The 25,064-nt window shown below is 73.2% G+C and carries 23 protein-coding genes; 14 read left to right on the forward strand and 9 right to left on the reverse strand.

The annotated features are described in order from the left end of the window. Positions 1 to 119: 119 nt before the first annotated feature. Together OHS58_RS12250 and fabI are read left to right on the forward strand one after the other, a co-directional pair. Positions 120 to 824: a beta-ketoacyl-ACP reductase gene (locus OHS58_RS12250; protein ID WP_326949734.1), complete on the forward strand. Its 705-nt coding sequence runs from the start codon at positions 120 to 122 to the stop codon at positions 822 to 824. Between the two features lie 35 nt (positions 825 to 859). Further along, a complete protein-coding gene (gene fabI / locus OHS58_RS12255) occupies positions 860 to 1,627 on the forward strand; it encodes an enoyl-ACP reductase FabI (protein WP_328648297.1) in 768 nt (255 codons plus the stop codon). A 62-nt stretch (positions 1,628 to 1,689) separates the two neighbouring features. On the opposite strand, the gene OHS58_RS12260 is transcribed toward fabI, so the two are convergent. Both OHS58_RS12260 and OHS58_RS12265 read right to left on the reverse strand, forming a co-directional pair. Beyond that, positions 1,690 to 2,856, reverse strand: coding sequence for a Cmx/CmrA family chloramphenicol efflux MFS transporter (locus OHS58_RS12260; protein ID WP_328648298.1), 1,167 nt, complete (start codon positions 2,854 to 2,856; stop codon positions 1,690 to 1,692). A 69-nt stretch (positions 2,857 to 2,925) separates the two neighbouring features. After that, complete coding sequence (locus tag OHS58_RS12265) at positions 2,926 to 3,507, reverse strand: TetR/AcrR family transcriptional regulator (protein WP_328648299.1); 582 nt, start codon at positions 3,505 to 3,507, stop codon at positions 2,926 to 2,928. Positions 3,508 to 3,594: 87 nt separating this feature from the next. Between OHS58_RS12265 and OHS58_RS12270 the strand changes: the two genes are divergently transcribed. After that, positions 3,595 to 4,638, forward strand: a complete 1,044-nt coding sequence (locus OHS58_RS12270; protein ID WP_328649797.1) for a ferrochelatase — start codon at positions 3,595 to 3,597, stop codon at positions 4,636 to 4,638. Here the strand turns inward: OHS58_RS12270 and OHS58_RS12275 are convergent. Beyond that, positions 4,635 to 5,393 (reverse strand): methyltransferase domain-containing protein, encoded by a 759-nt coding sequence (locus OHS58_RS12275; RefSeq protein ID WP_328648300.1) that lies wholly within the window; start codon positions 5,391 to 5,393, stop codon positions 4,635 to 4,637. The genes OHS58_RS12270 and OHS58_RS12275 overlap by 4 nt on opposite strands. Positions 5,394 to 5,441: 48 nt before the next feature. Here OHS58_RS12275 and OHS58_RS12280 point away from each other — a divergent pair, with 48 nt between their 5' ends. Continuing rightward, positions 5,442 to 6,014 carry a TetR/AcrR family transcriptional regulator gene (locus OHS58_RS12280; protein ID WP_328648301.1) on the forward strand — a complete coding sequence of 191 codons (573 nt, stop codon included), beginning with the start codon at positions 5,442 to 5,444 and terminating at the stop codon, positions 6,012 to 6,014. Between the two features lie 4 nt (positions 6,015 to 6,018). Here the strand turns inward: OHS58_RS12280 and OHS58_RS12285 are convergent, their stop codons facing one another. Continuing rightward, on the reverse strand, positions 6,019 to 6,819 hold the full coding sequence (locus tag OHS58_RS12285) for a hypothetical protein (protein ID WP_326949729.1): 801 nt from the start codon (positions 6,817 to 6,819) through the stop codon (positions 6,019 to 6,021). 100 nt (positions 6,820 to 6,919) lie between these two features. On the opposite strand from OHS58_RS12285, the gene OHS58_RS12290 reads away from it, so the two are divergent. Together OHS58_RS12290 and OHS58_RS12295 are read left to right on the forward strand one after the other, a co-directional pair. After that, complete coding sequence (locus tag OHS58_RS12290; RefSeq protein ID WP_247051922.1) at positions 6,920 to 8,317, forward strand: ATP-binding protein; 1,398 nt, start codon at positions 6,920 to 6,922, stop codon at positions 8,315 to 8,317. Continuing rightward, complete coding sequence (locus tag OHS58_RS12295; RefSeq protein WP_326949728.1) at positions 8,314 to 10,278, forward strand: VWA domain-containing protein; 1,965 nt, start codon at positions 8,314 to 8,316, stop codon at positions 10,276 to 10,278. Before OHS58_RS12290 ends, OHS58_RS12295 begins: the two co-directional genes overlap by 4 nt. A gap of 3 nt (positions 10,279 to 10,281) precedes the next feature. Here OHS58_RS12295 and OHS58_RS12300 read toward each other — a convergent pair whose 3' ends face one another. Then, a complete protein-coding gene (locus OHS58_RS12300) occupies positions 10,282 to 12,579 on the reverse strand; it encodes a tetratricopeptide repeat protein (RefSeq protein ID WP_328648302.1) in 2,298 nt (765 codons plus the stop codon). A 127-nt stretch (positions 12,580 to 12,706) separates the two neighbouring features. On the opposite strand from OHS58_RS12300, the gene OHS58_RS12305 reads away from it, so the two are divergent. After that, entirely contained in the window at positions 12,707 to 13,465 is a 759-nt protein-coding gene (locus OHS58_RS12305; protein ID WP_326949726.1) for a MerR family transcriptional regulator, read from the forward strand. A gap of 70 nt (positions 13,466 to 13,535) precedes the next feature. After that, a complete protein-coding gene (gene mshC, locus OHS58_RS12310; protein WP_328648303.1) occupies positions 13,536 to 14,774 on the forward strand; it encodes a cysteine--1-D-myo-inosityl 2-amino-2-deoxy-alpha-D-glucopyranoside ligase in 1,239 nt (412 codons plus the stop codon). 68 nt (positions 14,775 to 14,842) lie between these two features. Here the strand turns inward: mshC and OHS58_RS12315 are convergent, their stop codons facing one another. Both OHS58_RS12315 and OHS58_RS12320 read right to left on the reverse strand, forming a co-directional pair. After that, entirely contained in the window at positions 14,843 to 16,477 is a 1,635-nt protein-coding gene (locus tag OHS58_RS12315; protein WP_328648304.1) for an ABC-F family ATP-binding cassette domain-containing protein, read from the reverse strand. Between the two features lie 156 nt (positions 16,478 to 16,633). Further along, entirely contained in the window at positions 16,634 to 17,110 is a 477-nt protein-coding gene (locus OHS58_RS12320) for a MarR family winged helix-turn-helix transcriptional regulator (RefSeq protein ID WP_326951542.1), read from the reverse strand. Between the two features lie 145 nt (positions 17,111 to 17,255). On the opposite strand from OHS58_RS12320, the gene OHS58_RS12325 reads away from it, so the two are divergent. From OHS58_RS12325 to OHS58_RS12335, 3 genes are read left to right on the forward strand one after another with little or no spacing between them, the layout of a single operon-like run. After that, positions 17,256 to 17,843, forward strand: a complete 588-nt coding sequence (locus tag OHS58_RS12325) for an ArsR/SmtB family transcription factor (protein ID WP_328648305.1) — start codon at positions 17,256 to 17,258, stop codon at positions 17,841 to 17,843. After that, positions 17,840 to 19,114, forward strand: coding sequence for an MFS transporter (locus OHS58_RS12330; RefSeq protein WP_328648306.1), 1,275 nt, complete (start codon positions 17,840 to 17,842; stop codon positions 19,112 to 19,114). Before OHS58_RS12325 ends, OHS58_RS12330 begins: the two co-directional genes overlap by 4 nt. Then, complete coding sequence (locus tag OHS58_RS12335) at positions 19,078 to 19,911, forward strand: metallophosphoesterase family protein (protein ID WP_326949721.1); 834 nt, start codon at positions 19,078 to 19,080, stop codon at positions 19,909 to 19,911. The genes OHS58_RS12330 and OHS58_RS12335 overlap by 37 nt, the downstream gene beginning before the upstream one ends. Positions 19,912 to 20,152: 241 nt before the next feature. On the opposite strand, the gene OHS58_RS12340 is transcribed toward OHS58_RS12335, so the two are convergent. Then, positions 20,153 to 20,704 (reverse strand): CGNR zinc finger domain-containing protein, encoded by a 552-nt coding sequence (locus OHS58_RS12340; RefSeq protein WP_328648307.1) that lies wholly within the window; start codon positions 20,702 to 20,704, stop codon positions 20,153 to 20,155. Positions 20,705 to 20,742: 38 nt separating this feature from the next. Between OHS58_RS12340 and OHS58_RS12345 the strand changes: the two genes are divergently transcribed. Next, complete coding sequence (locus OHS58_RS12345) at positions 20,743 to 21,678, forward strand: phosphotriesterase family protein (RefSeq protein ID WP_328648308.1); 936 nt, start codon at positions 20,743 to 20,745, stop codon at positions 21,676 to 21,678. Positions 21,679 to 21,693: 15 nt separating this feature from the next. On the opposite strand, the gene OHS58_RS12350 is transcribed toward OHS58_RS12345, so the two are convergent. Continuing rightward, positions 21,694 to 22,605, reverse strand: a complete 912-nt coding sequence (locus tag OHS58_RS12350; protein WP_247051910.1) for a PAC2 family protein — start codon at positions 22,603 to 22,605, stop codon at positions 21,694 to 21,696. Between the two features lie 274 nt (positions 22,606 to 22,879). Between OHS58_RS12350 and OHS58_RS12355 the strand changes: the two genes are divergently transcribed. Both OHS58_RS12355 and OHS58_RS12360 read left to right on the forward strand, forming a co-directional pair. Continuing rightward, a complete protein-coding gene (locus OHS58_RS12355) occupies positions 22,880 to 23,512 on the forward strand; it encodes an HAD family hydrolase (protein ID WP_247064304.1) in 633 nt (210 codons plus the stop codon). 58 nt (positions 23,513 to 23,570) lie between these two features. Continuing rightward, positions 23,571 to 25,046, forward strand: coding sequence for an AlkA N-terminal domain-containing protein (locus OHS58_RS12360; RefSeq protein WP_328648309.1), 1,476 nt, complete (start codon positions 23,571 to 23,573; stop codon positions 25,044 to 25,046). The last annotated feature ends 18 nt before the right edge of the window (positions 25,047 to 25,064 follow it).

Genomic DNA, 25,064 nt, shown 5'->3' on the forward strand with positions numbered 1-25,064 from the left:
ACACCCGGCTCCGATGACGGCGGTTACCTGCAGGTATGGCGGGCGTGGCTGCGCGCCCGGAGCGGCCTGCCGATAGCCTCTTGCCGTCACTCACGCACGGTCGAAAGAGGGAGAACGCTGTGGGACGGTCGGTCTTGGTCACCGGGGGCAACCGGGGCATCGGTCTGGCGATCGCCCGGGATCTCGCCGAACAGGGCCACCAGGTCGCCGTCACGCACCGCGGGTCCGGGGCTCCCGAAGGGCTCTTCGGGGTGCAGGCGGACGTCACCGACACCGAGCAGATCGACGCGGCGTTCAAGCTCGTCGAGGAACACCAGGGCCCGGTCGAGGTGCTCGTGTCGAACGCCGGCCTGACGGACGACACCCTGCTCATGCGGATGAGCGACGACCAGTTCGAGCGGGTCATCAATGCGAACCTGACCGGCGCCTACCGGGTCGCCAAGCGCGCCTCGCGCGGCATGCTTCGCGGCAAGTGGGGCCGGTTCGTCTTCATCTCCTCGGTGGTCGGCCTCTCCGGTTCCGCGGGCCAGGCGAACTACGCGGCGAGCAAGGCGGGCCTGGTCGGCTTCGCGCGCTCGCTGGCCCGTGAGCTCGGCTCCCGCAACATCACCTCGAACGTCATCGCGCCCGGGTTCGTGCGCACCGACATGACCGACGACCTGCCCGAGGACCGCAAGAAGCAGATCCTCGCGCAGGTGCCCTCCGGCCGGTACGCCGAGCCGTCGGAGATCGCCGCCGCCGTGCGGTACCTGGCCTCGGACGACGCCGGTTACGTCAACGGCGCGGTGCTGCCCGTCGACGGCGGCCTCGGCCTCGGCCACTGACCTCGCTTCACACCCGAACAAGACTTGGAGGACCTGTGCCCGGACTGCTCGAAGGCAAGCGCCTGCTGATCACCGGCATCATCACCGACGCCTCGCTCGCCTTCCACGCGGCCAAGATCGCGCAGCAGGAGGGTGCGAGGGTGGTCCTGACCGGCTTCGGCCGCATGTCGCTGGTCAAGACCATCGCGAAGCGGCTGCCCGAGCCGGCCCCGGTGATCGAGCTCGACGTCACCAACCAGGAGCACCTGGCCGGTCTCGCGGACAACGTCCGGGAGCACGTCGACGGCCTCGACGGCGTGCTGCACTCCATCGGCTTCGCCCCGCAGAGCTGCCTCGGCGCGCCGTTCATGGACGCTCCCGCGGAAGACGTCAAGGTCGCCGTGGACGTCTCGGCGTACTCGTTCATGTCGCTGTCGAAGGCGTGCCTGCCGCTGCTGGGCCGCGGTTCGTCGATCGTCGGCATGGACTTCGACGCCCGGGTCGCGTGGCCGGTCTACAACTGGATGGGCGTCGCGAAGGCCGCGCTGGAGTCGGTCAACCGCTACCTGGCCAAGGAACTGGGCCCGCAGGGCATCCGCGTCAACCTGGTCAGCGCCGGCCCGATGAAGACGATGGCCGCGAAGTCGATCCCGGGCTTCTCGGACCTCGAAGACGGCTGGGGCGACCGCGCGCCGCTCGGCTGGGACAGCTCGGACCCGGACCCGACGGCGAAGAGCGTCTGCGCGCTGCTGTCGGACTGGCTGCCGGCCACGACCGGCTCGATGATCATGGTCGACGGCGGAGTTCACGCCCTCGGTATCTGATCGTTGTCCGTGAAGGCCTCCTTACCGGCTCTTATGGCCGGGAAGGAGGCCTTCACGGCTTTTCAGGCCGCGACCGGGACCGGGCGGCGGTCGTCGGCGCGCTGGACGGCGGCCGCGATCGTGAGGGCGACGACCGTCGCCGCGCCGAGGGCGATGCCCGTCCACGCGACGCTCGGGAAGCCCAGCCCGGCGCCGATCGCGACGCCGCCCAGCCACGGCCCGGCGGTGTTGCCGACGTTGAACGCCGCCGTCGTGCTGGCGCCCACGAGTGTCGGGGCGTTCCCGGCCACGGCGTAGGTGCGCACGTTCAGCGCCGGGTTGGCACCGAACCCGGCGGCGCCGAAGACGAGCACGGCCGCGACGGCGACCGCCGCGTCGGTCGTCAGGGCCAGCACGAGCAGGGCCGCCAGCGCGAGCGCGACGCAGCTGTAGAGCGTGGCGAACGGGTGCCGGTCGGCCAGCCGCCCGCCGGCCGTGATGCCGATGAGCGCGCCGACGCCGAACAGCGCGAGGACGCCCGGGACCCAGGATTCCGGCAGGCCGTCCGTCTCGGTCAGCAGGGGCGCGAGGTAGCTGAACGCGGCGAAGATCATGGCCTGGCACAAGGCGATCACGCCGAGCGCGAGCCAGACCCGGCCGCGCCGGTAGAGCCGCAGCTCGGACCGGACGCTCATCCCGCCGCCGGTCGTTTCGGGCACCAGCGCGGCGACGCCGGCCGCCGCCAGCAGCGTCACCGCCGCGACCGCCCAGAACGCCGTCCGCCAGCCCGCGTGCTGCCCGATGACCGTGCCCGCGGGCACCCCGGCGACGTTCGCCACGGTCAGCCCGCCGACCAGCACCGCCATCGCGCGGCCGCGCCGCTCGACCGGCACCAGCGCGATCGTCGTGGCCACGCCGACGGCCCAGAAGCCCGCGCAGGCGAGCGCGGCGACGACCCGCGTCGCGAACAGCAGCGCGTACCCGGTGGCGAGCGCGCCCACGACGTGCGCCCCGAGGAAGACCGCGAGCAGCACCAGCAGGGTCCGGCGGCGGGGGAGCCGCAGCGTGGTGATCGCCAGCAGGGGCGCGCCGATCACCATGCCGATGGCGAACGCGGAGATCAGCAGGCCGGCGTCGGGGATGCTCACGCCGAGGTCGGTGGCCATGCCGGGGAGCAGGCCGGTGATCATGAACTCGGACGTGCCCAGCGCGAACACGCTGAGCCCGAGGACGAAGACGGCCAGGGGCACGGGTCCTCCTTGGTTGTGTATTGGTCAGTACAAAACGTGGGCATGCTGTTGTCGAAAGAGGTCCGGGGCTCAGGCGACGAGCGCGGACAGGGCGAGATCGGCGACGGCGTACATCGCCTCGCGGCTGGTGCCGCGCCGGGACATCACCTTCAGGCCGGTGACGGTGTTGAGGACGAACTGCGCGACGTCGGCCGGATCCCGGCCGGGGAGCAGGCTGCCGTCGAGCACGCCTTCCCGGGCGCACTGGCCGAGCATCGCCAGGTTCCGCTCGGTGTCGCTGCGCAGGGCGGCGCCGATGCCGTCGTCCGGCATCCCGAGCTCGGCGAGGGTGTTCACGACCAGGCAGCCGCGGCGGTCGCGCTCGAGTTCGGCGTCGATGGTCGTGGTGAAGAGCGCGGTGAGCCGTTCGGCGGCCGTGCCCGGGCCCTCGAGGAGTGCTTGCCGGGCCGTGAGCTGGCTGTCGGTGTAGTGCGTCAGCGACCGCTCGAACAGGGCTTTCTTGCTGGTGAAGGTGTTGTAGACGCTGCTGCGGCCCAGCCCGGTGGCGTCGCACAGGTCCTGCGTCGACGTCGCCTCGTAGCCGTGCTCCCAGAACGCGTGCATCGCGCTGTCGACGGCGGCGGACTCGTCGAACTCCCGTGGCCTGGCCATGGGATCACCGTACCAGGGTTTTGGACTGGTCGATTCATAACCAGCCCGCGTCAGCGTGCGGGGCGCCACAGCGGCAAGATGACCGAGGTGGGATACGACGCGTTGCTGTGGCTTTCGTTCGGCGGTCCGGAAGGGCCTGACGACGTCATGCCGTTCCTCGAGAACGTCACCCGGGGCCGGGGGGTGCCGCGTGAGCGGCTCCTGGAGGTCGCCGAGCACTACCAGCACTTCGGCGGGGTCTCGCCGATCAACAAGCTGAACCGCGACGCCATCGCCGCGGTCGAGAAGCAGCTCGCGGCCGCCGGTGTCGACCTGCCGGTGCACTTCGGCAACCGCAACTGGCACCCGATGGTCGAAGCGACCCTGAGCGAGCTGACGGCGGCCGGCGCGCAGCGGATCCTGGTCTTCCCCACGAGCGCGTACGGCGGCTACTCGGCCTGCCGCCAGTACGACGAGGACATCGAACGCGCTCGCGCCGCGGTCGGCGAAAATGCCCCCGAAATGGTGAAACTGCGCCAGTTCTTCGACCACCCGCTGTTCGTCTCGGCGATCGCCGACGGCGTCCGCGCCGCCCACGCGTCGCTGGGGAACGTGCCGGGCACCCGCACCGTCTTCACCGCGCACTCGGTGCCGGACAGCGCGGACAAGGCGTCCGGCCCGCCGGCCGAGGGCGGCCGTCGTTACTCGCGCCAGATCGCCGAAGCCGCTCGGCTCGTCGCGGCCGAAGCCGGCGTCGAGACCTACGACGTCGTCTGGCAGTCGCGGTCCGGGCCGCCGCAGGTGCCGTGGCTGGAGCCGGACATCGTCGACCACATCGACGCGCTGCACGCTTCGGGAGTGCCCGGAGTGGTCGTCTCGCCGCTCGGGTTCGTCTCGGACCACCTCGAGGTGATCTGGGACCTGGACAACGAAGCGGCCGAACGCGCGGCGGAGCACGGCATGGCGTTCGCCCGCGCGGCGACGGCGGGCAGCGACCCGCGGTTCGCCGAGCTGGTGGTGGAGCTGATCCGCGAGCACACGCACGACGTGGCGCCGCGCAAGCTGTCGCCGTTCCCGGCGGGCGGCTGCACGGTCAACGGCGCGCCGTGCGCGATCGGCTGCTGCGAGCCCGCGAAGCGCCCCGGCCGTTAGGTTTTGCGCCCCACCAGGTGGAAGACGCGGCTGAGCCGGCGGTAAGGGTCCCGCCGGCCGGCTTCCAGTTCGACCGCGGCCACGCGTTCGGTGTCGGCCGGATCCAGGTCGGCGCCGCTGAGGTCGAGCCAGTCGACGAACAGCCAGACTCCGTACCACTGCACGGGTTCCACGCCGCGGCGGCGCAGTGACTCGCTGAGTTCGTCGACGGTGTCGGCGCGGGTCGGCAGGCCCAGCACGCCGATCTCGGCGCGGGTGTCGAACGCCGCCAGCGCGTCCTCCCACCGCCGCTCCATGGCCGGGCGCACCGCGGCGGCGTCGGCGTTGCCCGCCATGATCGAGACGAGCCCACCGGGAGCGGCGCACCGGCACAGCTGGTCGAGCACGGGTTCCGGGTCCGCCAGGTAGCCGAGCACGCCGTGGCACAACACGGCGTCGAACTGCCTGCCGCCGACCGCCTCGACGGCGTCCGCGCCGTCGGCCTCCACGAACGTCACGTCCTCCGGCAGCCGCTGCCGGGCCTTGTCCAGCATCGCGGGTGACGGGTCGAGCAGCGTGACGTCGTAACCGGCGCGGGCCAGCGGGAGCGACTGGTGTCCCGCGCCGCCGCCGACGTCGAGTACCCGGGCCGGCGGGGCCGGGAGGTGCTCCAGCAGCTGCCGGTGGATGACGTAGGTGCGCACGCGCCCCTTCACAGTGGGGTAAGCGCCGTCGGCGAACTGGTCGGCCAGCGCGGCCCAGGTGTCCTCGACCATGGCTGCCACGGTATCAGTTAGTAGTTAGTAACTGGTAACTTAGGCGCCGTGGCCACACGCATGAGCGGAACGGAACGACGGACCCAGGTACTGGGGATCGCGGCGGGGGAGTTCGCGAACCACGGGCTCCACGGCGCCTCGGTCGACGCGATAGCGCACGAAGCGGGCATCACACAGGCCTACGTGTTCCGGATGTTCGGGACCAAGAAGGCGCTGTTCCTGGAGCTGGTCGGCGCGGCCTTCGACCGGTTCAGCGACGGCATGGCCGCCGCGGCCGAGGGCACCGAGGGCTTGGCCGCGCTGACGCGGATGGGCGCGCGCTACTACGAGTCCCTTACCGACCGGACAACGCTCTTGCTGCAGCTTCAGGGCTTCGCCGCGTGCGGCGACAGCGAAGTCCGCGATCTGGTCCGGACGCGGTTCGCCCGCATGTGGGACACCGTCGCCGATCCGACGGGCCTCGACCCGGTGACGGTGAAGTCGTTCCTGGCCTTCGGCATGCTGCTCAACACCGCGGCCGCCCTCGACGTCGAGGAGCTGGCCGAGCCGTGGGCCGAAGGCGTGCGCACCCGTATCCGGCCGGGTCTGTTCGAGCACATCACGGCCGACACGAACCGCTGAGACGTCAGCCTTCGCGTGCGGTCTGCTCCGCGAAGACCCGCACGGCCTCGTTGACGGCGGCGCAGCGAGCGATCCGCACGGCGTCCGACAGCGGCCGCAGGGCCTGGGCCCGCAGGTTCGACGCCGACGCCGACAGGGCGCCGCCCGGGTCGTCCGTCTGGGCGATCACCAGGATCGCCGCGATCTCCTCGGCGCGTTGCAGCACCCGCAGCGCGCGGCCGGGTGTGCCCGCCGGCCAGTCGACGTCCGGGCGGGAACGCAGGTGGGCCGACAGTTCCGCGCGCACTCCCGGCCGGTCGCTGGCGACGTTCAACGTCTGGAGCGCGCCGGCGCTCGCGCGGATCGCGTCGGTCAGGCCGTGCTCGGCCTCGCCCAGCGCGACGTACTCCGGCGGGGCGGCCAGGGGGACGAGCGAGAACACCGTCCAGCGCATCAGGCCCTCGGCGACCGGCTCCGGCACGATCCCGTAGCCGAGTTCGGGCAGCACCACCGCGTCACCGGCGCGCAACGCCGCCTCGGTGAACGGGCCGCCGCCCCCGAGGCCCCGGACATCACCCGGGACGGGGAGGACCAGCCGCATGCTTTTCGCTCCCTGCGAACGCAGGGCCATCAGCAACTGGACCGGGGTGGCCGCGCGGTTGAAGGCCAGCGGGAGCTCGAACGCCTCCGCGGCGGCCGCGTCGGCGGCGACGACGTCGTGCGCCTCACCCCACGCGAGCAGGGCGTCGAGCACATCGTCGGACGCGGCGGCTCCGTTCAGCCACGCGCTGGACCAGACGGCGAAGGTCGCACTGGGTCGGCACACGACGCCCTATTTTACCGGGCCGCTCCGCAACCCGGCAGTGCGCCCACGCTGGAGTCGCTCCACATCGACGGGCCGCCGATCCGGCAGTAGCGTCGAACGGGTGAACGTAGTTCCAGACGATCTTCCCCGCACCGCCGGGGCCCTGCGCGCGGCCGGGTACGAGCCGCGGCCCATCGCGCAAGAGATCCACGACAACCTGCTGACCGCCCTCCGCACGGGGGTCGACGCCTGGCCGGGCATCGTCGGGTTCTCCCGCACGGTGCTGCCGCAGCTCGAACGCGCGCTGCTGGCCGGCCACGACGTCGTCCTGCTCGGCGAGCGCGGCCAGGGCAAGACCCGCCTGCTCCGCACCCTCTCCGGGCTCCTCGACGAGTGGACGCCCGTCATCGAGGGCTCCGAGCTGGGCGAGCACCCGCTGCAGCCGATCACGCCCGCGTCGCTGCGGCGCGCGGCCGAGCTCGGCGACGACCTGCCCGTGGCCTGGCGCCACCGCTCCGAGCGCTACACCGAGAAGCTGGCCACGCCGGACACCTCGGTCGGCGACCTGATCGGCGACGTCGACCCGGTGAAGGTCGCCGAAGGCCGCAGCCTGGGCGACCCCGAGACCATCCACTTCGGCCTGGTCCCGCGCGCCCACCGCGGCATCGTCGCCATCAACGAGCTGCCCGACCTCGCCGAGCGCATCCAGGTCGCGCTGCTCAACGTGATGGAGGAGCGCGACATCCAGGTCCGCGGCTACACGCTGCGGCTGCCCCTGGACGTCCTGCTCGTCGCCACCGCGAACCCCGAGGACTACACCAACCGCGGCCGGATCATCACCCCGCTGAAGGACCGCTTCGGCGCCGAGATCCGCACGCACTACCCGCTGGACGTCGAGTCCGAGGTCGCCGTCGTCCGGCAGGAGGCCCACCTCGTCGCGGAAGTGGGCGAGCCGCTGCTGGAGGTCATCGCCCGCTTCGTCCGGAACCTCCGCGAGTCGCCGGTCATCGACCAGCGCTCCGGTGTTTCCGCGCGGTTCGCCGTCGCGGCGGCCGAGACCGTCGCGGCCGCGGCCCTGCGCCGCTCGGCGCTGACCGGTGAGGAACCCGCCGTGGCCCGGCCGGTCGACCTCGACGCGGTGCCGTCGGTGCTGCGCGGCAAGATCGAGTTCGAGCCGGGCGAGGAGGGCCGCGAGGTCGAGCACCTCGTGCACCTGCTGCGCCGGGCGATCGCCGAGACCGCCCGCGAGCGCTTCGCCGGCCTCGACCTGCGCCCGCTGGCCGACGCGGTCGCCGACGGCCACCTCGTCGCCACCGGCGAGCGCGTACCGGGCGAGGACGTCCTCAAGGCGCTGCCGGAACTGCCGGTGCTGCACGAGGTCGCCGCGCGCGCCGGGGTCTCGCCCGACGAACCCGCCGGCCGGATCGCGGCCGCCGTCGAACTCGCCCTCGAATCGCTGTTCCTGGCCCGGCGGCTCGCCAAGGACTCCGACGACACGACCACCGTCTACGGCCGATGACCGCGGTCCCGCTCCCCGACGGCTACTCCTACGGCCCGTTCCACGACGGGCCGGACCCGCTCGCGCCGCCGGCCGACCTGCACGACGCGCTCGACGAGATCGGCCGCGACGTGATGGCCGGCTCGTCGCCGCGCGCCGCGCTGGAGGAGCTGCTGCGCCGGGGCACCGACCGCACCTCGGGGCTCGACGAGCTGACCCGGCGCCTGTGGCAGCGCCGCTCGCAGATCCAGCGGCGCAACAACCTCGACGGCACCCTGCAGGAGGTCCAGCGCCTCCTGCAGGACGCCCTCGAGGCCGAACGCCGCGAGCTGTTCCCCGACCCGGACGACGACGCCCGCTTCCGCGAGGCCCAGCTGGACGCCCTGCCGCCCGGCACGGCCGCGGCCGTCAACGAGCTGTCCGAGTACGACTGGCGCTCCGAACAGGGCCGGGAGAACTACCAGAAGATCCGGGACCTGCTCGGCCAGGAGCTGATGGAGTCCCGGTTCCAGGGCATGAAGCAGGCGCTGCAGAACGCCGGGCCCGAGGACGTCGAGCGGATCAACGAGATGCTCTCGGATCTCAACGATCTCCTCTCGGCGCATGCCCAGGGCGCCGAGGACATCCAAGAGCGCTTCGACGACTTCATGGGCAAGCACGGCGAGTACTTCCCGGAGAACCCGCAGAACGTCGAGGAGCTGATCGACGCCCTCGCGGCCCGGTCCGCCGCGGCCCAGCGGATGCTCAACTCGATGTCCGCCGAGCAACGCGCGGAGCTGGCCGAACTGACCCAGCAGGCCTTCGGCGACCCGCGTCTCGCGCAGCAACTGTCCAACTTGGACGCCCAGCTGCGCGCGGCCCGGCCGGGCGAGGACTGGACGTCGTCGGAACGCTTCCGCGGCAAGAACCCGCTCGGCATGGGTGAAGGCGCCCAGGCGATGGCCGACCTCGCCGAGCTGGACGCGCTGGCCGAGCAGCTGGGCCAGTCCTACCCCGGCGCGAGCCTGGACGACATCGACCTGGAAGCGCTCGAGAGCCAGCTCGGCAAGGACGCCGGCGTCGACGCGCGGCGACTGTCCGAACTGGAGCGTGAGCTGCGCCGCCAGGGCCTGTTCGAACGCGCCGCCGACGGGTCGCTCCGGTTGTCGCCCAAGGCGTTGCGGCGCCTGGGCGAGACGGCGCTGTCGGACATCGTGAACGCGCTGCGCGGCAAGTCCGGCGACCGCGAGACCGAGTCGGCGGGCGCCGCGGGCGAGCCGACCGGCGCGTCACGGCCGTGGCGGTTCGGGGACATGCAGCCCTGGGACGTGCCGCGGACGATCCGCAACGCCGTGCTGCGCTCGGTGTCGGTGGGGGAGTCCGCGGTCCGGCTGGACGTCGAGGACGTCGAAGTGGTCGAGACCGAGCACCGGTCCCGGGCCGCGGTGGCGCTGCTGGTCGACACGTCGTGGTCGATGGTCTCGGAGGGCCGCTGGCTGCCGATGAAGCGCACCGCACTGGCGCTGCACCAGCTGATCACCACCCGGTTCCGCAACGACGCGCTGCAGCTGATCACCTTCGGCCGCTACGCGACGTCGATGGAGCTGCCGGAGCTGGTCGGGCTGGAGGGCGCGTGGGAGCAGGGCACCAACGCGCACCACGCGCTGCTGCTGGCCGGGCGCCACCTGCGCCGTCATCCCGACGCCCAGCCGGTGGTCCTGATGGTCACCGACGGCGAGCCGACCGCGCACCTGGAACCGGACGGCGAGGCCGTCTTCGACTACCCGCCGCAGCCGCAGACCCTCCACAAGACACTGTCCGAAGTGGACCGACTGGCCAAGCTGGGCGCGTCGGTGACGGTGTTCCGGCTGGGCGACGACCCGCGGCTGACGGCGTTCGTGGACGTCATCGCCCGCCGCTCGGGCGGCCGGGTGGTGGCCCCGGACCTGGACGGCCTGGGCGCGGCGGTGGTGGGCGACTACCTGCGCACCCGGCGCCGCTAACGGTTAGCGGCGCACCCGGCGGTGCCGGACCGGCGCCGTCAGCCCGGCGAGGTCGCTCCCGGCCTGCCGGCTGTACGGGTGCGCCGGTCCGAGCACCCGCTGGTAGTCGGCGGTGACGGCGGTGAGCGTCTCGCGTGCCGGGCCCGGCTTGCCGGCCCGCGCCAACGCCAGGCCGAGGTTGCGCCGGGCGTTGAGCGTGCCCGTGTGGTCCGGGCCGAGCAGCCGGGTCCGGTCGCCGGCCGTGCGCTCGAACAGCTCCAGCGCCTCCCGGGTCTTCCCGGCGTCCAGCAGCGCCCGGGCCAGGAAGAGCCGCACCCGTACCGTTTCGAGGCTGTCCGCGGGCTGCTCGCGCTCGGCGGTGTCGCGCAGCCGCCGCAGGAGCCCGATCGCGTCGCCGTGGCGGCCGGCGGCCTGGTAGGCGGCCGCCCGGTACTGCCCCCACCACGGCGTGTCGGTCCGGGCCGCGTTCTCCTCGTGCAGCGCGATCCCTTCGGTGACCCGCCCGCACCGGACGTAGGTGCGGGCCAGCTCGCCCCGCGCGTTGACCGTCGACGGGTGATCCGGCCCGTGCACCCGGACGTTCTCCCGCAGGTTCTCCTCGAACACCGGCACCGCCGCCGCGAGCTCACCGGCCGACCGGAGCGCGCTGCCGAGGTTGACCCGGGCATGGAGCGCCGTCTGGTGGTCGGGCCCGGCCACCCGAACCACGTCGGCGAGGTTGCCGCGGTGCACGGCGATCGCCCGGTCGAGCTGCCCGTGGCACTCGTGGTCGTAGCCGAGTGAATTGCGGGCGCCGAGCGTGCGCACGTCGTCCTCGCCGTACCACCGGGTCCGGCGCTCGACGAGCCGCTCGGAAAGGGCCACCGCTTCGCCGGTCCGTTCACCGCGGACGCAGACCAGCCGCAGCGATCGCACCGCGCGGTCGACGTCGGCGTGCCCGGCCAGCAGGTAGGCGTCGTGGTCGGCCAGCACCTCCCGCCCCAGCGCCCGCGCTTCGGCGAGGGCGCCCGCCGCCGCGAGGTGGCCCACCGACCAGCGCCGCAGCCGCAGGATCCGCTCGAGCCGCGGCGTCAGCTCGACCGACGGCAGCGCGCGGAAGGTCCGCCACACCGCGCCGACGTGCTCGGCCAGGTCGTCGGGTGCGGAGCCGTCGCTCTCGTCCGAGCCCCCGGTTTCCTGCTCGAGCGCGTCGAAGGCCCGGTCCAGGGTGGCCGCCAGGCGTTCCTCGGCGTGCAGCCGGCTCAGGACGGCCCGCTGGGTGAGCCGGTGCATGGTGACGATCTCGCCGCTGACGTCGAAGCCGGCGATGGAGGCGCCGGTCAGGGCCCCGAGCGCGGCGTCGACGGCGACCGGATCGGGGCCGAGCCGGTGCGCCAGCTCGCGCCGGACGCCCCGGGGCGCGAGGAGGGCGACGAACTCCGCGATCGCCCGCGCCCGTCCGTCGCGGGCCGTCACCGCCCGCAGCGACTCCAGCGCCGTGTCCTCGACGCGAGCGGGGCACCCCTCGCCGGGCACCCGCTCCAGCAGCGCGTTGAGCGGCGCGTGCGACAGCCGCTCCAGGTAGGTCGCGAACGTGAGGCGCTGCCGCCGGATGACCCCGCCGGCCTGGGCGAGCGCCAGCGGCAGGCCGCCCAGCTCGCGCACGACGCCGGCCGCGGCCTCATCGGGTTCCCGGCCCGACCTCGCGCACAGGAAGCCGACGGCCTCGTCCTCGTCGAACCCGCCGACCGCGACGGTGCCGCCGAGGATCTCGAAGGCCTGCACGGTGCTCGTGACGAGCACGCGGGCGCGGGCGGGCAGCCACCGGTTGAGCGCGTCGGGATCGGTCGCGTTGTCGAACACGACGACCGGCCGCTCGACGGTGTCCAGCCACGCCATCCCGGTGCGCGCGGCGGCTTCGGCGTCGACGACGGCGTCGGCCTGCCCGGCCCGGCGGGCCAGTTCGGCGTACGCCCGGACGATGTTCGCGGGATCCTCGGCGCTGATCCAGACCACCGTGGACCGCCCGTCGGTGGCGGCCGCGTGGGCGTACGCGGCGGCGAGGTGGGTCTTGCCGGCCCCGCGCCCGCCGAGCAGGACGCAGAACCCGCCGCCGTCGAAGGCGTCGTCGATCCGGGCCAGCAGCGGGCCGCGGCGCACCGCCGAGAGCGGTGCACGGGGGAGGTCGCCGAGGACGAGCCGGGTGACCGCGGGCGAAGGCCGGTCGCGGGCCGGGGTCCGGCGCAGCCGCAGGTACGCGATGAGCGCCGCGACCAAGGCGATCACCGCACCCGCGACACCCAGCGTCACCTCGGCCTTCACCCGAGTCAGGTTAACCGCGCGGGCGGCGCGGGGCGGGCTACGGAAGGGTGACGCTTGACCCTGACGTCGCGTGAGGCACCACCGTGGTCCGGGCAAGGGCCACACCGGCCGCAGAGGAGGGGAAACGATGGGGCATCCCGTGGGCAAGGTCGCCGCACTCGCCGGGGTCACCGTCCGGACGCTGCACCACTACGACGAGATCGGCCTGCTCCGCCCGAGCGGGCGGACGGCGTCGGGGTACCGCAGCTACGGCGACGACGACCTCGACCGGCTGCAGCGCATCCTGTTCTACCGGGAGCTCGGGTTTCCCCTCGAGACGATCGCGACCCTCGTCGACGACCCCGGCATCGACGCCGACGCGCACCTCGAACGGCAGCGGGAGCTGCTGGTGGCGCGGATGGGCGAGCTGGGGCGGATGGTCGCGGCCGTCGATCGTGTGATGGAGGCGAGAGCCATGGGCAACGCGTTGACGCCCGAGGAGAAGTTCGAAGTGTTCGGTGGCTTCCAGGAGCCGGACGGTTACGCGGAGGAAGCGGCGCAGCGCTGGGGGAGCACGCCCGAGTGGCGGGGCGCGCCGGCACTGTCCAAGGAGGACTTGGCCGCGGGCGAAGCGGCGCGGCAGGAGTGGGTGGGCCGGCTGAACGCCGTCCTCGACGCCGGTGCCGCGCCGGACAGCGCCGAGGCCATGGACCTGGCCGAGGAGCACCGGGTGATGCTCGGCCGGGCGATGGGGGAGTGCTCGTACGAGACCCAGCAACGGATCGGTGAGCTGTACGTCACCGAACCGGTGCAGCTGGGCTTCCTGGTCCGGGAGGACGAGCAGCGCTCAGGCGCCGGCGCGTTCGTCCGCGACGCCATCAGGGCGAACGCCGTGCGCCGGGGCTAGCACTGCCCCGGGTGGGGGACGTGTCCCACCGGGCGGGAGGGTGGCGGGAGGAACGCTTACAGTCGAGGGTATGCAGACTTGGTCATCGGTCGACGTGCCCCGCATCCCCGGCACCCCCCGCCCGCTGCGGCTCCACGACACGGCCACCGGGCAGATCCGCCCGACCGCACCCGGCGCCACCGCCCGGATGTACGTCTGCGGCATCACGCCCTACGACGCCACGCACCTCGGGCACGCCGCGACGTACCTCGCCTTCGACCTGGTGAACCGGATCTGGCGGGACAACGGGCACGACGTCCACTACGTGCAGAACGTCACGGACATCGACGAGCCGCTGCTGGAGCGGGCCGCGCGCGACCAGGACGACTGGGTCGTGCTGGGCATGCGCGAGACGGCGCTGTTCCGCGAGGACATGACCGCGCTGCGTGTGATCCCGCCGAAGCAGTTCGTCGGCGCGGTGGAGAGCATCCCGGAGATCGTCGAGGTGATCGCGAAGCTGCTGGCCAACGGCAGCGCGTACCGGGCCGACGACGCCGACCACCCGGACGTGTACTTCGACCACACGGCGACCGGGAAGTTCGGCTACGAGTCCAACTACGACGCCGAGACCATGGCGAAGCTCTTCGCCGAGCGTGGCGGCGACCCCGACCGGGTCGGCAAGCGTCACCCGCTGGACGCGCTGCTGTGGCGGGTCGCCCGCGAGGGTGAGCCGTCGTGGGAGTCCGAGCTCGGCGCGGGCCGCCCGGGCTGGCACATCGAGTGCAGCGCGATCGCCGTCAACCGCCTCGGCCTCGGCTTCGACCTCCAGGGCGGCGGCTCCGACCTGATCTTCCCGCACCACGAGTACAGCGCGGCGCACGCCGAGGCGGTGGCCAAGGACGGCCAGTTCGCCCGCCACTACGTGCACGCGGGCATGATCGGCCTCGACGGCGAGAAGATGTCCAAGTCGCGCGGGAACCTGGTGTTCGTCTCGCGGCTGCGCGCCGACAAGGTCGACCCGGGCGCGATCCGGCTGGCCCTGTTCGCCGGCCACTACCGGGGCGACCGCCCGTGGTCGGACTCCCTGCTCGCCGAGGCCCAGACGCGGCTGGCCCGCTGGCGCGAGGCCGTCTCCCTCGCGACCGGCCCGGCCGCCGAGGACACGATCACACGGCTGCGCGACCACCTCTCCGACGACCTCGACACGCCGAAGGCCCTCGCCGCGATCGACGCGTGGGCCAACGAGGCCCTCCGCCGTGACGGCACCGACCCCGCGGCCCCCGGCCTGATCCGCATCGCGGTCGACGCCCTGCTCGGCATCATCCTCTAATGCCGTGAATGCCACATTGAGGGACATAGTGTCCCTCAATGTGGCATTCACGAACTGTGTATAACGCTCTATACTGCGGCGGGGTGGCCGGCGGTCAGCTCCAGGTGGTCGCCCGCCCAGTCCCGGCGCAGCCAGCGGTCGTGGGACGCGATGACGACGGCGCCCGGTGCCGTGTCGAGCGCGGCGAACAGCTCTTCCGCCAGGGTCAGCGAAACGTGGTTCGTCGGCTCGTCCAGCAGCAGCACGTCCGGCGGTTCGGCGAGCAGGACCGCCAGCGCCAGCCGGCGGCGCTGACCGACCGAAAGCGCGCCGACGGGCAGCCCCAGGTCGCGGGACGCCAGCAGGCCCAGCCGGCTCAGCGGGGGAGCGTCCTCGCCGAGCGCGTCGCGGTACACCTGGTGCGCGGTCCGCGCCGGGTCCGGGAACACGACGTCCTGCTCCAGCAGGCCGACGCGCACCCCGTGTCCGAAGTGGACCGTGCCGCCCGCCGGCGTCAGCTGTCCCGCGAGGACGGACAGGAGCGTCGACTTCCCGGCGCCGTTCCCGCCGGTGACGAGCAGCCGGGCCGAGCCGTCGACGTCGAGGCGCGGCAGGTGCAGCCGGCCCGGGACGTCCAGCTCCCGCACCGAGATCGCCGGGCCGTCGCCCGCCGAACGGCCGGTGAGCGCGGCCCGGAACCGCAGTGGTGCCGGGGGTTTGCGCACCTGGTCGCGTTCGAGGTGCTCGAGCCGCTGCTCGGCGTCGCGCACCCGCCGTGAGATCGTCTTCTGGACGCGGGCGCCCTTGAAGTGGTGGATGAACTTGTCGTTGTCCCGGGGCGCCCGGCCGTAGGCGACGTTCCGCGCGGTGACGGCGACCGTTTCGCGCAGCTCCTTCAGTTCCTCCTGCTCGTCGGCGAAGCGCTGCTCCCAGCGCGCCCGCTCGGCCTTCTTGTGCCCGAGGTAGTCGGTGTAGCTGCCGCCGTAGCGGACGGCGCCACCGGCCTGGCTGTCGGCCGCGGCCGGGTCGAGGTCGACGATGTCCGTGCACACCGCGTCGAGGAAGACGCGGTCGTGCGAGGACAGCACCACGACCCCGGTCAGCTCCGCGAGGTGGCGTTCCAGGAACTCCATCGCGGCGTCGTCGAGGTGGTTGGTCGGCTCGTCCAGCAGCAGCGTCTCCGGCCGCCGGATCAGCAGCGCGGCCAGCCCGAGCCGCGAGCGCTGCCCGCCGGACATCGTGCCGAGGCGCCGGTCCGGCTCGATGCCGCCGAGGCCGAGCCCGTCGCAGACGAGCTTCGCGCGGCGGTCGGCGTCCCAGAGGTCGTGGGCCTGCGCCCATTCCAGGACCCGGCCGTACTCGTCGAGCACGGCCGCGTCGTCGGGCCGCGCGGTCATCGCCGTGGTCAGCTCGTCGAGCCGGACCGTGGCGGCGCGGATCTCGGCGAGCGCGTCGTCGACGACGTCGGCGAACGTCGCGTCCATGGCGAAGGGCAGTTCCTGCAGCAGGAACCCGACGTCCGGACCGCGCAGGACCTCGCCGGAGCGGGGTTCTTCGAGCCCGGCGAGCAGCCGCAGCAGGGTGGACTTGCCGGTGCCGTTCTCACCGACCAGGCCGAGGCGCTGGCCGGCGGACGCGGTCAGCGAGACGCCGTCGAGCACCACACGGGTGCCGTAGCCGAAGACGACATCTTTGGCCAGCAACGGAAAAATGGGGGTGGACATGCGCGATCACCGAGCCCGGAGGAGAAGATGCGGATATCCCGCCGGGCGTCGTGGCACGCGGGAGCGTCGGCTCGACCGGGTGCCGCCTCGGAAGCGGGATGGGCGCGATCAGTTCTTCATAGTGGAGCCAGGTTAACGCAACGACTGTAGAGTTAGTCAACTCGATATGGCCTGGGTCACATCCGGCAGCTGCGTGGTCGAGCGTTCGGCCGCGGCGGTGCCGTCCGTGAGGAACCCGAGCAGGGCGGTGAGCTGGCGCCGGTCCAGGTGGGCGAGGCGCTCGCCGACGAACCGGGCCATCGGCGCGTACAGCTCCGCGAGCTCGGCCATCCGGTCGGGCAGCGGCCGGACGACGAGCCGGCGCCGGTCGGCGGGGTCGGGCGCGCGCTCGGCGAGCCGGTGCAGCGCCATCCGGTCGAGCAGCCGGGTGAACGCGCCGGTGGTCATGCCCAGCAGCCGGGCGAGCTCGGTCGGGGAGTCGCTGACGCCGCCGTGGAGCAGGTGCAGGCAGTGCAGCTCGGTGGGCGTGACGGCCATCCGCTCGGCGACCGCGGCGTGGAAGAGCGCGGTCGACCCCACGAACCGGGGGAGGGCGAGGGCGGCGGCAGTGGCGAGTTCGCGCTGGTCGGGCAACATCCATCCCAGGTTCGGTGACGACGCAGTCACTGCTTCGCGCAGTCGCTGCCCGGCGAACGATAGCGGAGCCGGTTGACAAACCCGCAGGCGGGATCAACTATGAAAGAATACTTTCGAAACGATCCTTTCAGATAGGTGACCGATGGCCGAGCTGCCGCCGCGCAAGCGGGTCGAGGACGTCGAACTGCTGCGGGCGCTGTCGCACCCGCTGCGGTCGGCGCTGCTGCACCACCTGACCTCCGTCGGGCCGCGCACCGCGAGCGAGTGCGCGGAGGCCGTCGGGTCGACCGCGTCCAACTGCAGCTGGCACCTGCGGCAGCTCGCGCAGTACGGCCTGGTCGAGCGGGCGGACGCCGAAGACGGCCGGGAGCGCCCGTGGCGGGCCCGGCAGGTCGGGCTCGACCTCGGCGACATCGACGACGATCCGGTCCGCCGGGCGGCCCAGCTCGGGGTGGTCGGCGCGAGCCTCGCCAACGAGCAGGAGCTGACCCAGCGCTACCTCGACTCGCTGGACGACCTCGACCCGGCGTGGCGGTCCGTGGCCGGGCTGAGCAGCTACTCGCTGCGCGTCACGCCGGAGGAGCTGACCCGGCTCTCGCACGCGATCGACGCCCTGGTCCGGCCCTTCGTCAGCGCGATTCGGACGGACGCGCCGCCCGGCGCGCGCCCGGTGCACGTCGGCGTGCGCGCGTTCCCGCGCATCGAACACTCGGGGAAGGCGGAGGAATGAAGCAGCTGCTGGGGGTACCCGCGTTCGCGCGGTTGTGGGTGGCCGCGTTCTTCGGCGAGACGGCCGAGTGGATGCTGCAGGTCGCGCTGCCGGTCTACGTCTTCCAGCGCACCGGGTCCGCGGCGTCGACGGCGCTGAGCATCGTGCTCGGCCTGCTGCCCGCGGTCCTGCTCAGCCCGGTCGCCGGCGTGGTCGCCGACCGCTGGAACCGGCGGGCGGTGCTGTTCGGCGTCTGCTGCGGCCTCGCCGTCGTCGCGCTGCCGCTGCTGGCCGAGCCGGGGATCGCCGTCGTGTACGCGGTGATGGCCGCGCAGGCGGCGCTCGCGTCGGTGTTCGAGCCGGCGCGCAACGCGCTGGTCCCGGAGCTGGTCGGCGTCGAGGAGGTCACCGGCGCGAACGGGCTGATGAGCGTGAACGGCAGCGTCGCCCGGCTGGCCGGCGGCTGGGCCGGGGGCGCGCTGCTGGGCTTCGGGGGACTCGCGGACGTCATCACCGGCTACCTGATCGTGCTGGTCATCGCCGCGGGGCTGCTGGCGAAGCCGTTCCGCCGGGTGAGCGCGCCCGTGCCGGCCGCGGCACCCGAACCGGTGGTGCAGGCGTGGCTGGACGGGCTGCGGGAACTGACGCACAACCGCCGGTTGTGGCGGACCGGGCTCGCCGTGGTGCTCACCTCGCTGGCCCAGGGCATGTTCCTGGTGCTGTTCGTGGTGTTCGTGCTGCAGGTGCTCGGCGGCAGCGAGGCCGACGTGGGCCTGCTGCGCGGTGTACAGGCGGTCGGCGGGCTCGCGGCAGGCTTCGCCATCGCGACCGTGGCGCGCCGGGTGGCGCCGGCCAGGCTGCTGGGCTGGGGCTCGATCGTGCTGGGCCTGGTCTCCGCGGTGATCTGGAACCTGGCGCTGGCGACGACCGCGCTGGGCGTCTACGTGGGGCTGTTCGTGCTGGTGGGCGCCCCCGGCGTGGTCGTCGGCGCCGGCGTGCTGTCGGAGATCCAGAGCGCGGTCGCGCCGGAGCGGGCGGGCCGGGTGCTGAGCACGACGTTCGCCGTCATGGCGACGTTCAGCACCATCGGCGCGCTGGCGGCCGGGACCCTGGTCGCGACGACCGGGCCCGCGGTGCTGCTGGACGTCCAGGCCGGGGTCTACGTCCTCGCCGGCGTCCTGGTGCTCGTGCGGAAAACCCGCCGAATCACCCGGTTCGGGGACGTCGGGGAAACGGTGGTGGCTACGGTGGAGGGGTGCCGCACCTCTTCGCCACCAGCGACCTCCACGTGACCCACGAGGGCAACGGCCCGATCCTCGACTCCGTCGTGCCCGAGACGCCCGAAGACTGGCTGCTCGTGGCGGGCGACGTCGCCGAGCGGGCCGACGTCACGATCGCGACGCTGAAGACGTTGCGCGAGCGGTTCGCGAAGGTCGTCTGGGTGCCGGGCAACCACGAGCTGTGGACCACGAAGACCGACGAGTGCCAGCTGCGCGGCCAAGCGCGCTACGAGCACCTCGTCGAGGGGTGCCGCGAGATCGGCGTCCTCACCCCCGAGGACGAGTACCCGGTGTGGCAGCACGGTTCGCGGCCGCTGACGATCGCGCCGCTGTTCCTGCTCTACGACTACAGCTGGCGGACCCCGGCGGCGGAGGGCAAGTCGCTGGAGGAGGCGCTGCGCCAGGCCCGCGAGGCCGGCGTGGTCTGCACCGACGAGTACTTCCTGCACCCGGACCCGTACCCCAGCCGCCAGGCCTGGTGCGCCGACCGGCTGAAGATCAGCACCGAGCGGCTCGACGCGATCCCCCAGGACCACGGCACGATCCTGATGTCGCACTGGCCGCTGCACCGCCACCCGACCGCGCCGCTGTACTGGCCGGAGTTCGCGTTGTGGTGCGGTTCGACCAAGACCGAGGACTGGCACCTGCGCTACCGCGCGGAGATCGCGGTGTACGGCCACCTGCACATCCCGCGCACCACCGAAGCCGACGGCGTCCGCTTCGAAGAGGTCTCACTGGGCTACCCGCGCGAGTGGCGCAAGCGCGCCCGGGGCGCGGTGCCGATGCGCCGCATACTCTGGCCCTCCTGACCCCGCCGCGAGGCCGCACTTTCGCCGAGAAAGTGTTCCGGAGTTACGACCTCCGCATCCGGGTTCACCCGAACGAGCGGGGCCGGTTCCGGCGCCGTGCGGGTTCCGTCGACGTCCTCGCCTCGGACGGACACCTCGGCCTGCGCCCTGATCGAGGTTGCCACGTCGGGCCGGGTCAGCGCGATCGCGGTTTCGGTCGGCGACCTCCGGTCGGTCGCGCGGACCGGCGCGGGTGCAGTCGTCAGGACTCGGCGCGGCGGCGCTCCCTGAGTGCGCGGACGCGGCCGCGGCTGGCGCACGCCGGGGACGGGCACCAGCGGCGTCGCCCGCCCGGGTCGGCGAACACGCCCCGGCAGTCCTGCTCCGGGCAGGCACGCAGGTCGGCGCGCAGGGGGCCGGTGAGCCAGTCGGCCGCCTGCAGCGCGAGCCTGCTCAAGGCGTCGGCCACCGTCGCCGGGGCACTGCGGTGGAGCCGGTCGAGCGTGGCCAGGTGCATCGGCTCGGCCCGGAAGAACGCCGTCAGCGCCCGCACCTGATCGGCTCGCGGCGCGACCCCGTCGACCGCGCCGAGCGCCAGTTCGCGCACCGCTTCGCGCAGCCGGTGCGCCGCGTCGACGTCGGCGTCCGTGACCCGGGCGAGGGGTGCCAGCCCGACTTCGGCGAGCCACTCGGCCAGCCGGTCCCGCGTCGGCATCCGTTCCACCGGGCTCGCCCCGAAGTGGCGGCCGCGGGTGGCCATGAGGTCAAGCCAGGGGGCGCCGCTGTCGAAGCGGAAGGCGTGGTCGTCGGGCATGCTCGCATTGTAACGGGTCAGTCGTTACACTCGACGGCATGACCGCTGACCCGCAGGTCCGGACGGTGCTGGGTGACATCGATCCGGCCGAGCTGGGCGTGACGAACGCGCACGACCACCTCTTCTTCGCCTCGAAGCTGCTGCCGGGCCAGGAGCTGGACGACCCGACCGCCGCCACCGAAGCGCTCCTCGAGTTCAAGGTGCGAGGCGGCTCGGCGCTCGTCCAGTGGACGCCGTACGGCCTCACGCGCCGGACCCGGGAGCTCGCCTGGATGTCACAGGAGCTCGGTGTGCACGTGGTCGCGGCCACCGGCCTGCACCGCGCGGAGCACTACGACCCGGCCGTCCTCGACCGGGTGATCGACGACCTCGTGCGCGAGTTCGTCGCCGACCTGGCCGAGGGCACCCAGCCCGCCGACCTGCCGGACGAGCCGCGCACCGGCCCGCGCGCCGGGCTGGTCAAGGTCGCCGGCGCGTTCCACTCGATCGACTCCCACGCGCGGCTGACGATGACCGCCGCCGCGGTCGCCCACCAGGAGACGGGGGCCACGATCGCCGTGCACCTGGAGCTCGGGACCGCGCCGCTCGAGACGGTCCACCTGCTGTGCGAGCAGCTGGACGTGCCGCCGGAGAGCGTGATCCTCGGGCACCTCAACCGCAACCCCGACGTGCGCATCCAGCGTGAGATCGCCGAGACCGGCGTCTTCCTCGGGTTCGACGGCCCGTCCCGGGCCAACCACGCCACCGACTGGCAGCTCTTCGACGGCCTGGAAGCGCTCGTCGAGACCGGCCACGGCGGGCAGATCCTGCTGGGCGGCGACACGACGACCGCCGCGGCCCGGCGGCAGCCAGGGGCGTCCTACCTGCTCTCGACGCTCGCTCCGCGGCTCACCAAGGTGCTCGGCGGCGACGTCGTCACGGCCATGCTGGTGGCGAACCCCGCCCGGGCGTTCGCCACCAGCTGGCTCAAGTGACCTGGTTCAAGTGACTCAGCGGAGGCCGAAGCCTTCCTGGCCGCCGTTGCCGCCGCGGCCGCGGCGGCGCAGGTAGCGCTCGAACTCGGCGGCGATCTTGTCGCCGCTGACGTCCTGCTCCGCGACCTCGGTCTGCGCGTCGCCGCGCTCCTCGAGCCCGCGGACGTACTCGCTGATCTCTTCGTCCTCGTCGGCCATCTCGCTGACCGTGCGCTGCCACTCCTCGGACTGCTCCGGCAGCGCGCCCAGCGGGATCTCGACGTCGAGGATGTCCTCCAGCTTGTGCAGCAGCGCCAGCGTCGCCTTCGGGGACGGCGGGTGCGACACGTAGTGCGGCACCGCGGCCCAGATCGAGACGGCCGGGATGCCGGCCTGGACGCAGTAGTCCTGCAGGATCCCGACGATGCCGGTCGGGCCCTGGTAGTTGTTCAGGTCGAGCCCGTAGAGCGACGCGGTGTCCTTGTCGTACGCCGTCCCGGTGACCGGGACGGGCCGGGTGTGCGCCGTGTCGGCGAGCAGCGCGCCCAGTGTCACCACGGTCGCGACGTCCAGCTGCTGGATGTGCTCGAGCAGTTCGGCGCAGAAGGCGCGCCAGCGCATGTTCGGCTCGGGGCCCTGCACGAGGACCACGTCGCGGTCGAACCCGTCGGGGCGGCACACCGACAACGTCGTCGTCGGCCAGTCGACGCGGCGGGTGACGCCGTCGACCATGCGGACCGTGGGCCTGCTGACCTGGAAGTCGTAGTAGTCGTCCGGTTCCAGCTCGGCCAGTGGTGTGGCGTCCCAGTTGAGCTGCAGGTGCTCCACGGCGCGGCTGGCCGCGTCACCTGCGTCGTTCCAGCCTTCGAAGGCGACCACCATCAAGGGCCGGGAGGGTTCGGGGCGGTCGCCAGGCGGCCGCGGGGTCTCGTCGACGGGCTCACTCACCGGACCAGCCTACGACCACCGGGCCCAGGCTGTTCAGCACGTCCGGCGGCCTGTCGCCGCCGTTTACCGGCGTCACCCGTCCGGACGGCGCACCACCGGCCTTCCCCACGGCGGTGTGGCGGGCGCCTCAGCCGCCCCGTTGGCCGTCGAGGAGTTCTCCCGGCTCGGCTACCGTGGAGTGCGGGGACCGCGCCCGGAGCGGAAACCCCGGCACTTCACCACCCGACCCCGGAGAGGATCCACTGTGGACGGTCTCGACGCCGTGTTGTTCGACATGGACGGAACACTGGTCGATTCCGAGAAGCTGTGGGACGTCGCGTTGTACGAGACGGCGGAAGCCCTCGGGGGCAAGCTTTCCGAAGAGACGCGGATGACGCTCGTCGGGTCCAACATGGACGACACGGCCGCCTGCCTGCTCGAGGTCGCCGGCCGCGAGGTGACGCCGGAGGCGATCGTCGAAGCGGGCGTGCTGATCCGGCGCCGCACGGCCGGGCTGTTCGACGACGCGCTGCCGTGGCGCCCCGGCGCCCGCGAAGTGCTGGCCGCCGTGCGCGCGGCGGGCCTGCGTTCGGCCCTGGTCACCTCCACCGAGCGTGACCTGACCGAGCTGGCGCTGAACACCATCGGCCGCGAGTTCTTCGACGTCTCCGTGTGCGGTGACGAGGTCGAGGGGTTCAACAAGCCGCACCCGCGCCCGTACCTCAAGGCCGCCGAGCTGCTCGGCGTCGCGCCCGGGCGCTGTGTCGCGATCGAGGACTCGCCGCCGGGCACGGCGTCGGCGGTCGCCGCCGGCTGCACGGTGCTGGTGATCCCGAACGACGTCGACGTCGAGCCGGGGGAGCGGCGCGTCTTCCGCGACACGCTCGTGGGTGTCGACGCGCGGGCGCTGACGGCTCTGCTCGGCTGAGCACCCCCATGTCGCTTTTCCGCTAGCCGGGGCGCGCGGACTCGGCGATGCTGGGGGCGTGCACGAGGACTTCGAGCGGTGCGTGCGGGCCGTGCAGGCGAAGGACGCCCGGTTCGACGGGTGGTTCTTCACGGCGGTCGTGACGACCCGGATCTACTGCCGGCCCAGCTGCCCGGTGGTGCCGCCCAAACCGCGGAACATGACCTTCTACCCGAGCGCGGCGGCCGCCCAGCAGGCCGGCTTCCGGGCGTGCAAGCGCTGCCGCCCGGACGCCAGCCCGGGCTCGCCGCTGTGGAACGAGCGCGCGGACCTCGTCGCCCGGGCGATGCGGCTGATCGCCGACGGCGTCGTCGACACCGAGGGCGTCCGCGGCCTCGCCGCCCGCCTCGGCTACAGCGTCCGGCAGGTCGAGCGCCAGGTACTGGCGGAACTCGGCGCCGGGCCGCTGGCCCTGGCCCGGGCCCAGCGCGCGCAGACCGCGCGGACGCTCATCGCGACGACCACGCTGCCGATGACCGAGCTGGCCCTGGCCGCCGGGTTCGGCAGCATCCGGACGTTCAACGACACCGTCCGCGAGGTGTTCGCCCTCTCGCCGACCGAGCTGCGCACCCGGGCCAAGAGCAAGCCGGGCGCCGCGGCCGGGGCGATCGAGCTGCGGCTGCCGTTCCGCAAGCCGCTCTGCCCGGACAACCTGTTCGGGCACCTGGTGGCCACCGGCGTTCCGGGCGTGGAAGAGTGGCGCGACGGCGCCTACCGCCGCACGCTGCGGCTGCCACGTGGGCACGGCGTCGTCGCGCTGCGTCCCGGAGACTCCGCCGCCGGTCACATCGCCTGCCGATTGACCCTGTCCGACCTGCGCGACCTCCCGGCCGCCACCAGCCGCTGCCGCCGTCTGCTCGACCTCGACGCGGACCCGGAAGCCGTCGACGACCAGCTCGCCACCGACCCGCTGCTGGCCCCGCTGGTCGCGGCCGCGCCGGGCCGGCGCGTCCCGCGCACGGTCGACGGCGCCGAGTTCGCCGTCCGCGCGGTGCTCGGCCAGCAGGTGTCGACGGCCGCCGCGCGCACCCACGCCGCCCGGCTCGTCGTCGCGCACGGCACCCCGATCGAAGACCCCGAAGGCGGCCTGACGCACCTCTTCCCGTCTCCCGAGGCGCTGGCCGACCTCGACCCGGAGATGCTCGCCATGCCGCGCAGCCGCCGTCGCACGCTGCTCGCCCTGGTCGAGGCGCTGACCGGCGGCGGCCTCGACCTCGGCGCGGGCAGCGACTGGGCCGGGACCCGCGCCGCGCTGACCGCGTTGCCCGGCTTCGGGCCGTGGACCGTCGAGAGCATCGCGATGCGCTCGCTCGGCGACCCGGACGCGTTCCTGCCCACCGACCTCGGCATCAAGTACGCGGCGGAGACGCTCGGCCTCGGCGGCCCGGCGGCCGTCGTCGCGCGGTCCGCGGCGTGGCGCCCGTGGCGCGCGTACGCCACGCAGCACCTGTGGGCCACCGGCGACCACGCCATCAACCGCATGCCCGCCGCCTGACCCACCCACGACAGGAGA

Origin of the sequence: Amycolatopsis sp. NBC_00348 (assembly GCF_036114655.1) — a bacterium.
Lineage (GTDB): Bacteria > Actinomycetota > Actinomycetes > Mycobacteriales > Pseudonocardiaceae > Amycolatopsis.

Excerpts from the sequence above, each read along its gene's own strand:
- OHS58_RS12345 (WP_328648308.1), top strand. The coding sequence starts at position 20,743 with ATGACCGCTGACCCGCAGGTCCGGACGGTGCTGGGTGACATCGATCCG.
- OHS58_RS12265 (WP_328648299.1), bottom strand. The coding sequence starts at position 3,507 with ATGGCCAGGCCACGGGAGTTCGACGAGTCCGCCGCCGTCGACAGCGCG.
- OHS58_RS12295 (WP_326949728.1), top strand. The coding sequence starts at position 8,314 with ATGACCGCGGTCCCGCTCCCCGACGGCTACTCCTACGGCCCGTTCCAC.
- OHS58_RS12305 (WP_326949726.1), top strand. The coding sequence starts at position 12,707 with ATGGGGCATCCCGTGGGCAAGGTCGCCGCACTCGCCGGGGTCACCGTC.
- OHS58_RS12355 (WP_247064304.1), top strand. The coding sequence starts at position 22,880 with ATGGACGGAACACTGGTCGATTCCGAGAAGCTGTGGGACGTCGCGTTG.
- OHS58_RS12330 (WP_328648306.1), top strand. The coding sequence starts at position 17,840 with ATGAAGCAGCTGCTGGGGGTACCCGCGTTCGCGCGGTTGTGGGTGGCC.
- OHS58_RS12275 (WP_328648300.1), bottom strand. The coding sequence starts at position 5,393 with ATGGTCGAGGACACCTGGGCCGCGCTGGCCGACCAGTTCGCCGACGGC.
- OHS58_RS12325 (WP_328648305.1), top strand. The coding sequence starts at position 17,256 with ATGGCCGAGCTGCCGCCGCGCAAGCGGGTCGAGGACGTCGAACTGCTG.
- mshC (WP_328648303.1), top strand. The coding sequence starts at position 13,536 with ATGCAGACTTGGTCATCGGTCGACGTGCCCCGCATCCCCGGCACCCCC.
- OHS58_RS12340 (WP_328648307.1), bottom strand. The coding sequence starts at position 20,704 with ATGCCCGACGACCACGCCTTCCGCTTCGACAGCGGCGCCCCCTGGCTT.
- OHS58_RS12315 (WP_328648304.1), bottom strand. The coding sequence starts at position 16,477 with ATGTCCACCCCCATTTTTCCGTTGCTGGCCAAAGATGTCGTCTTCGGC.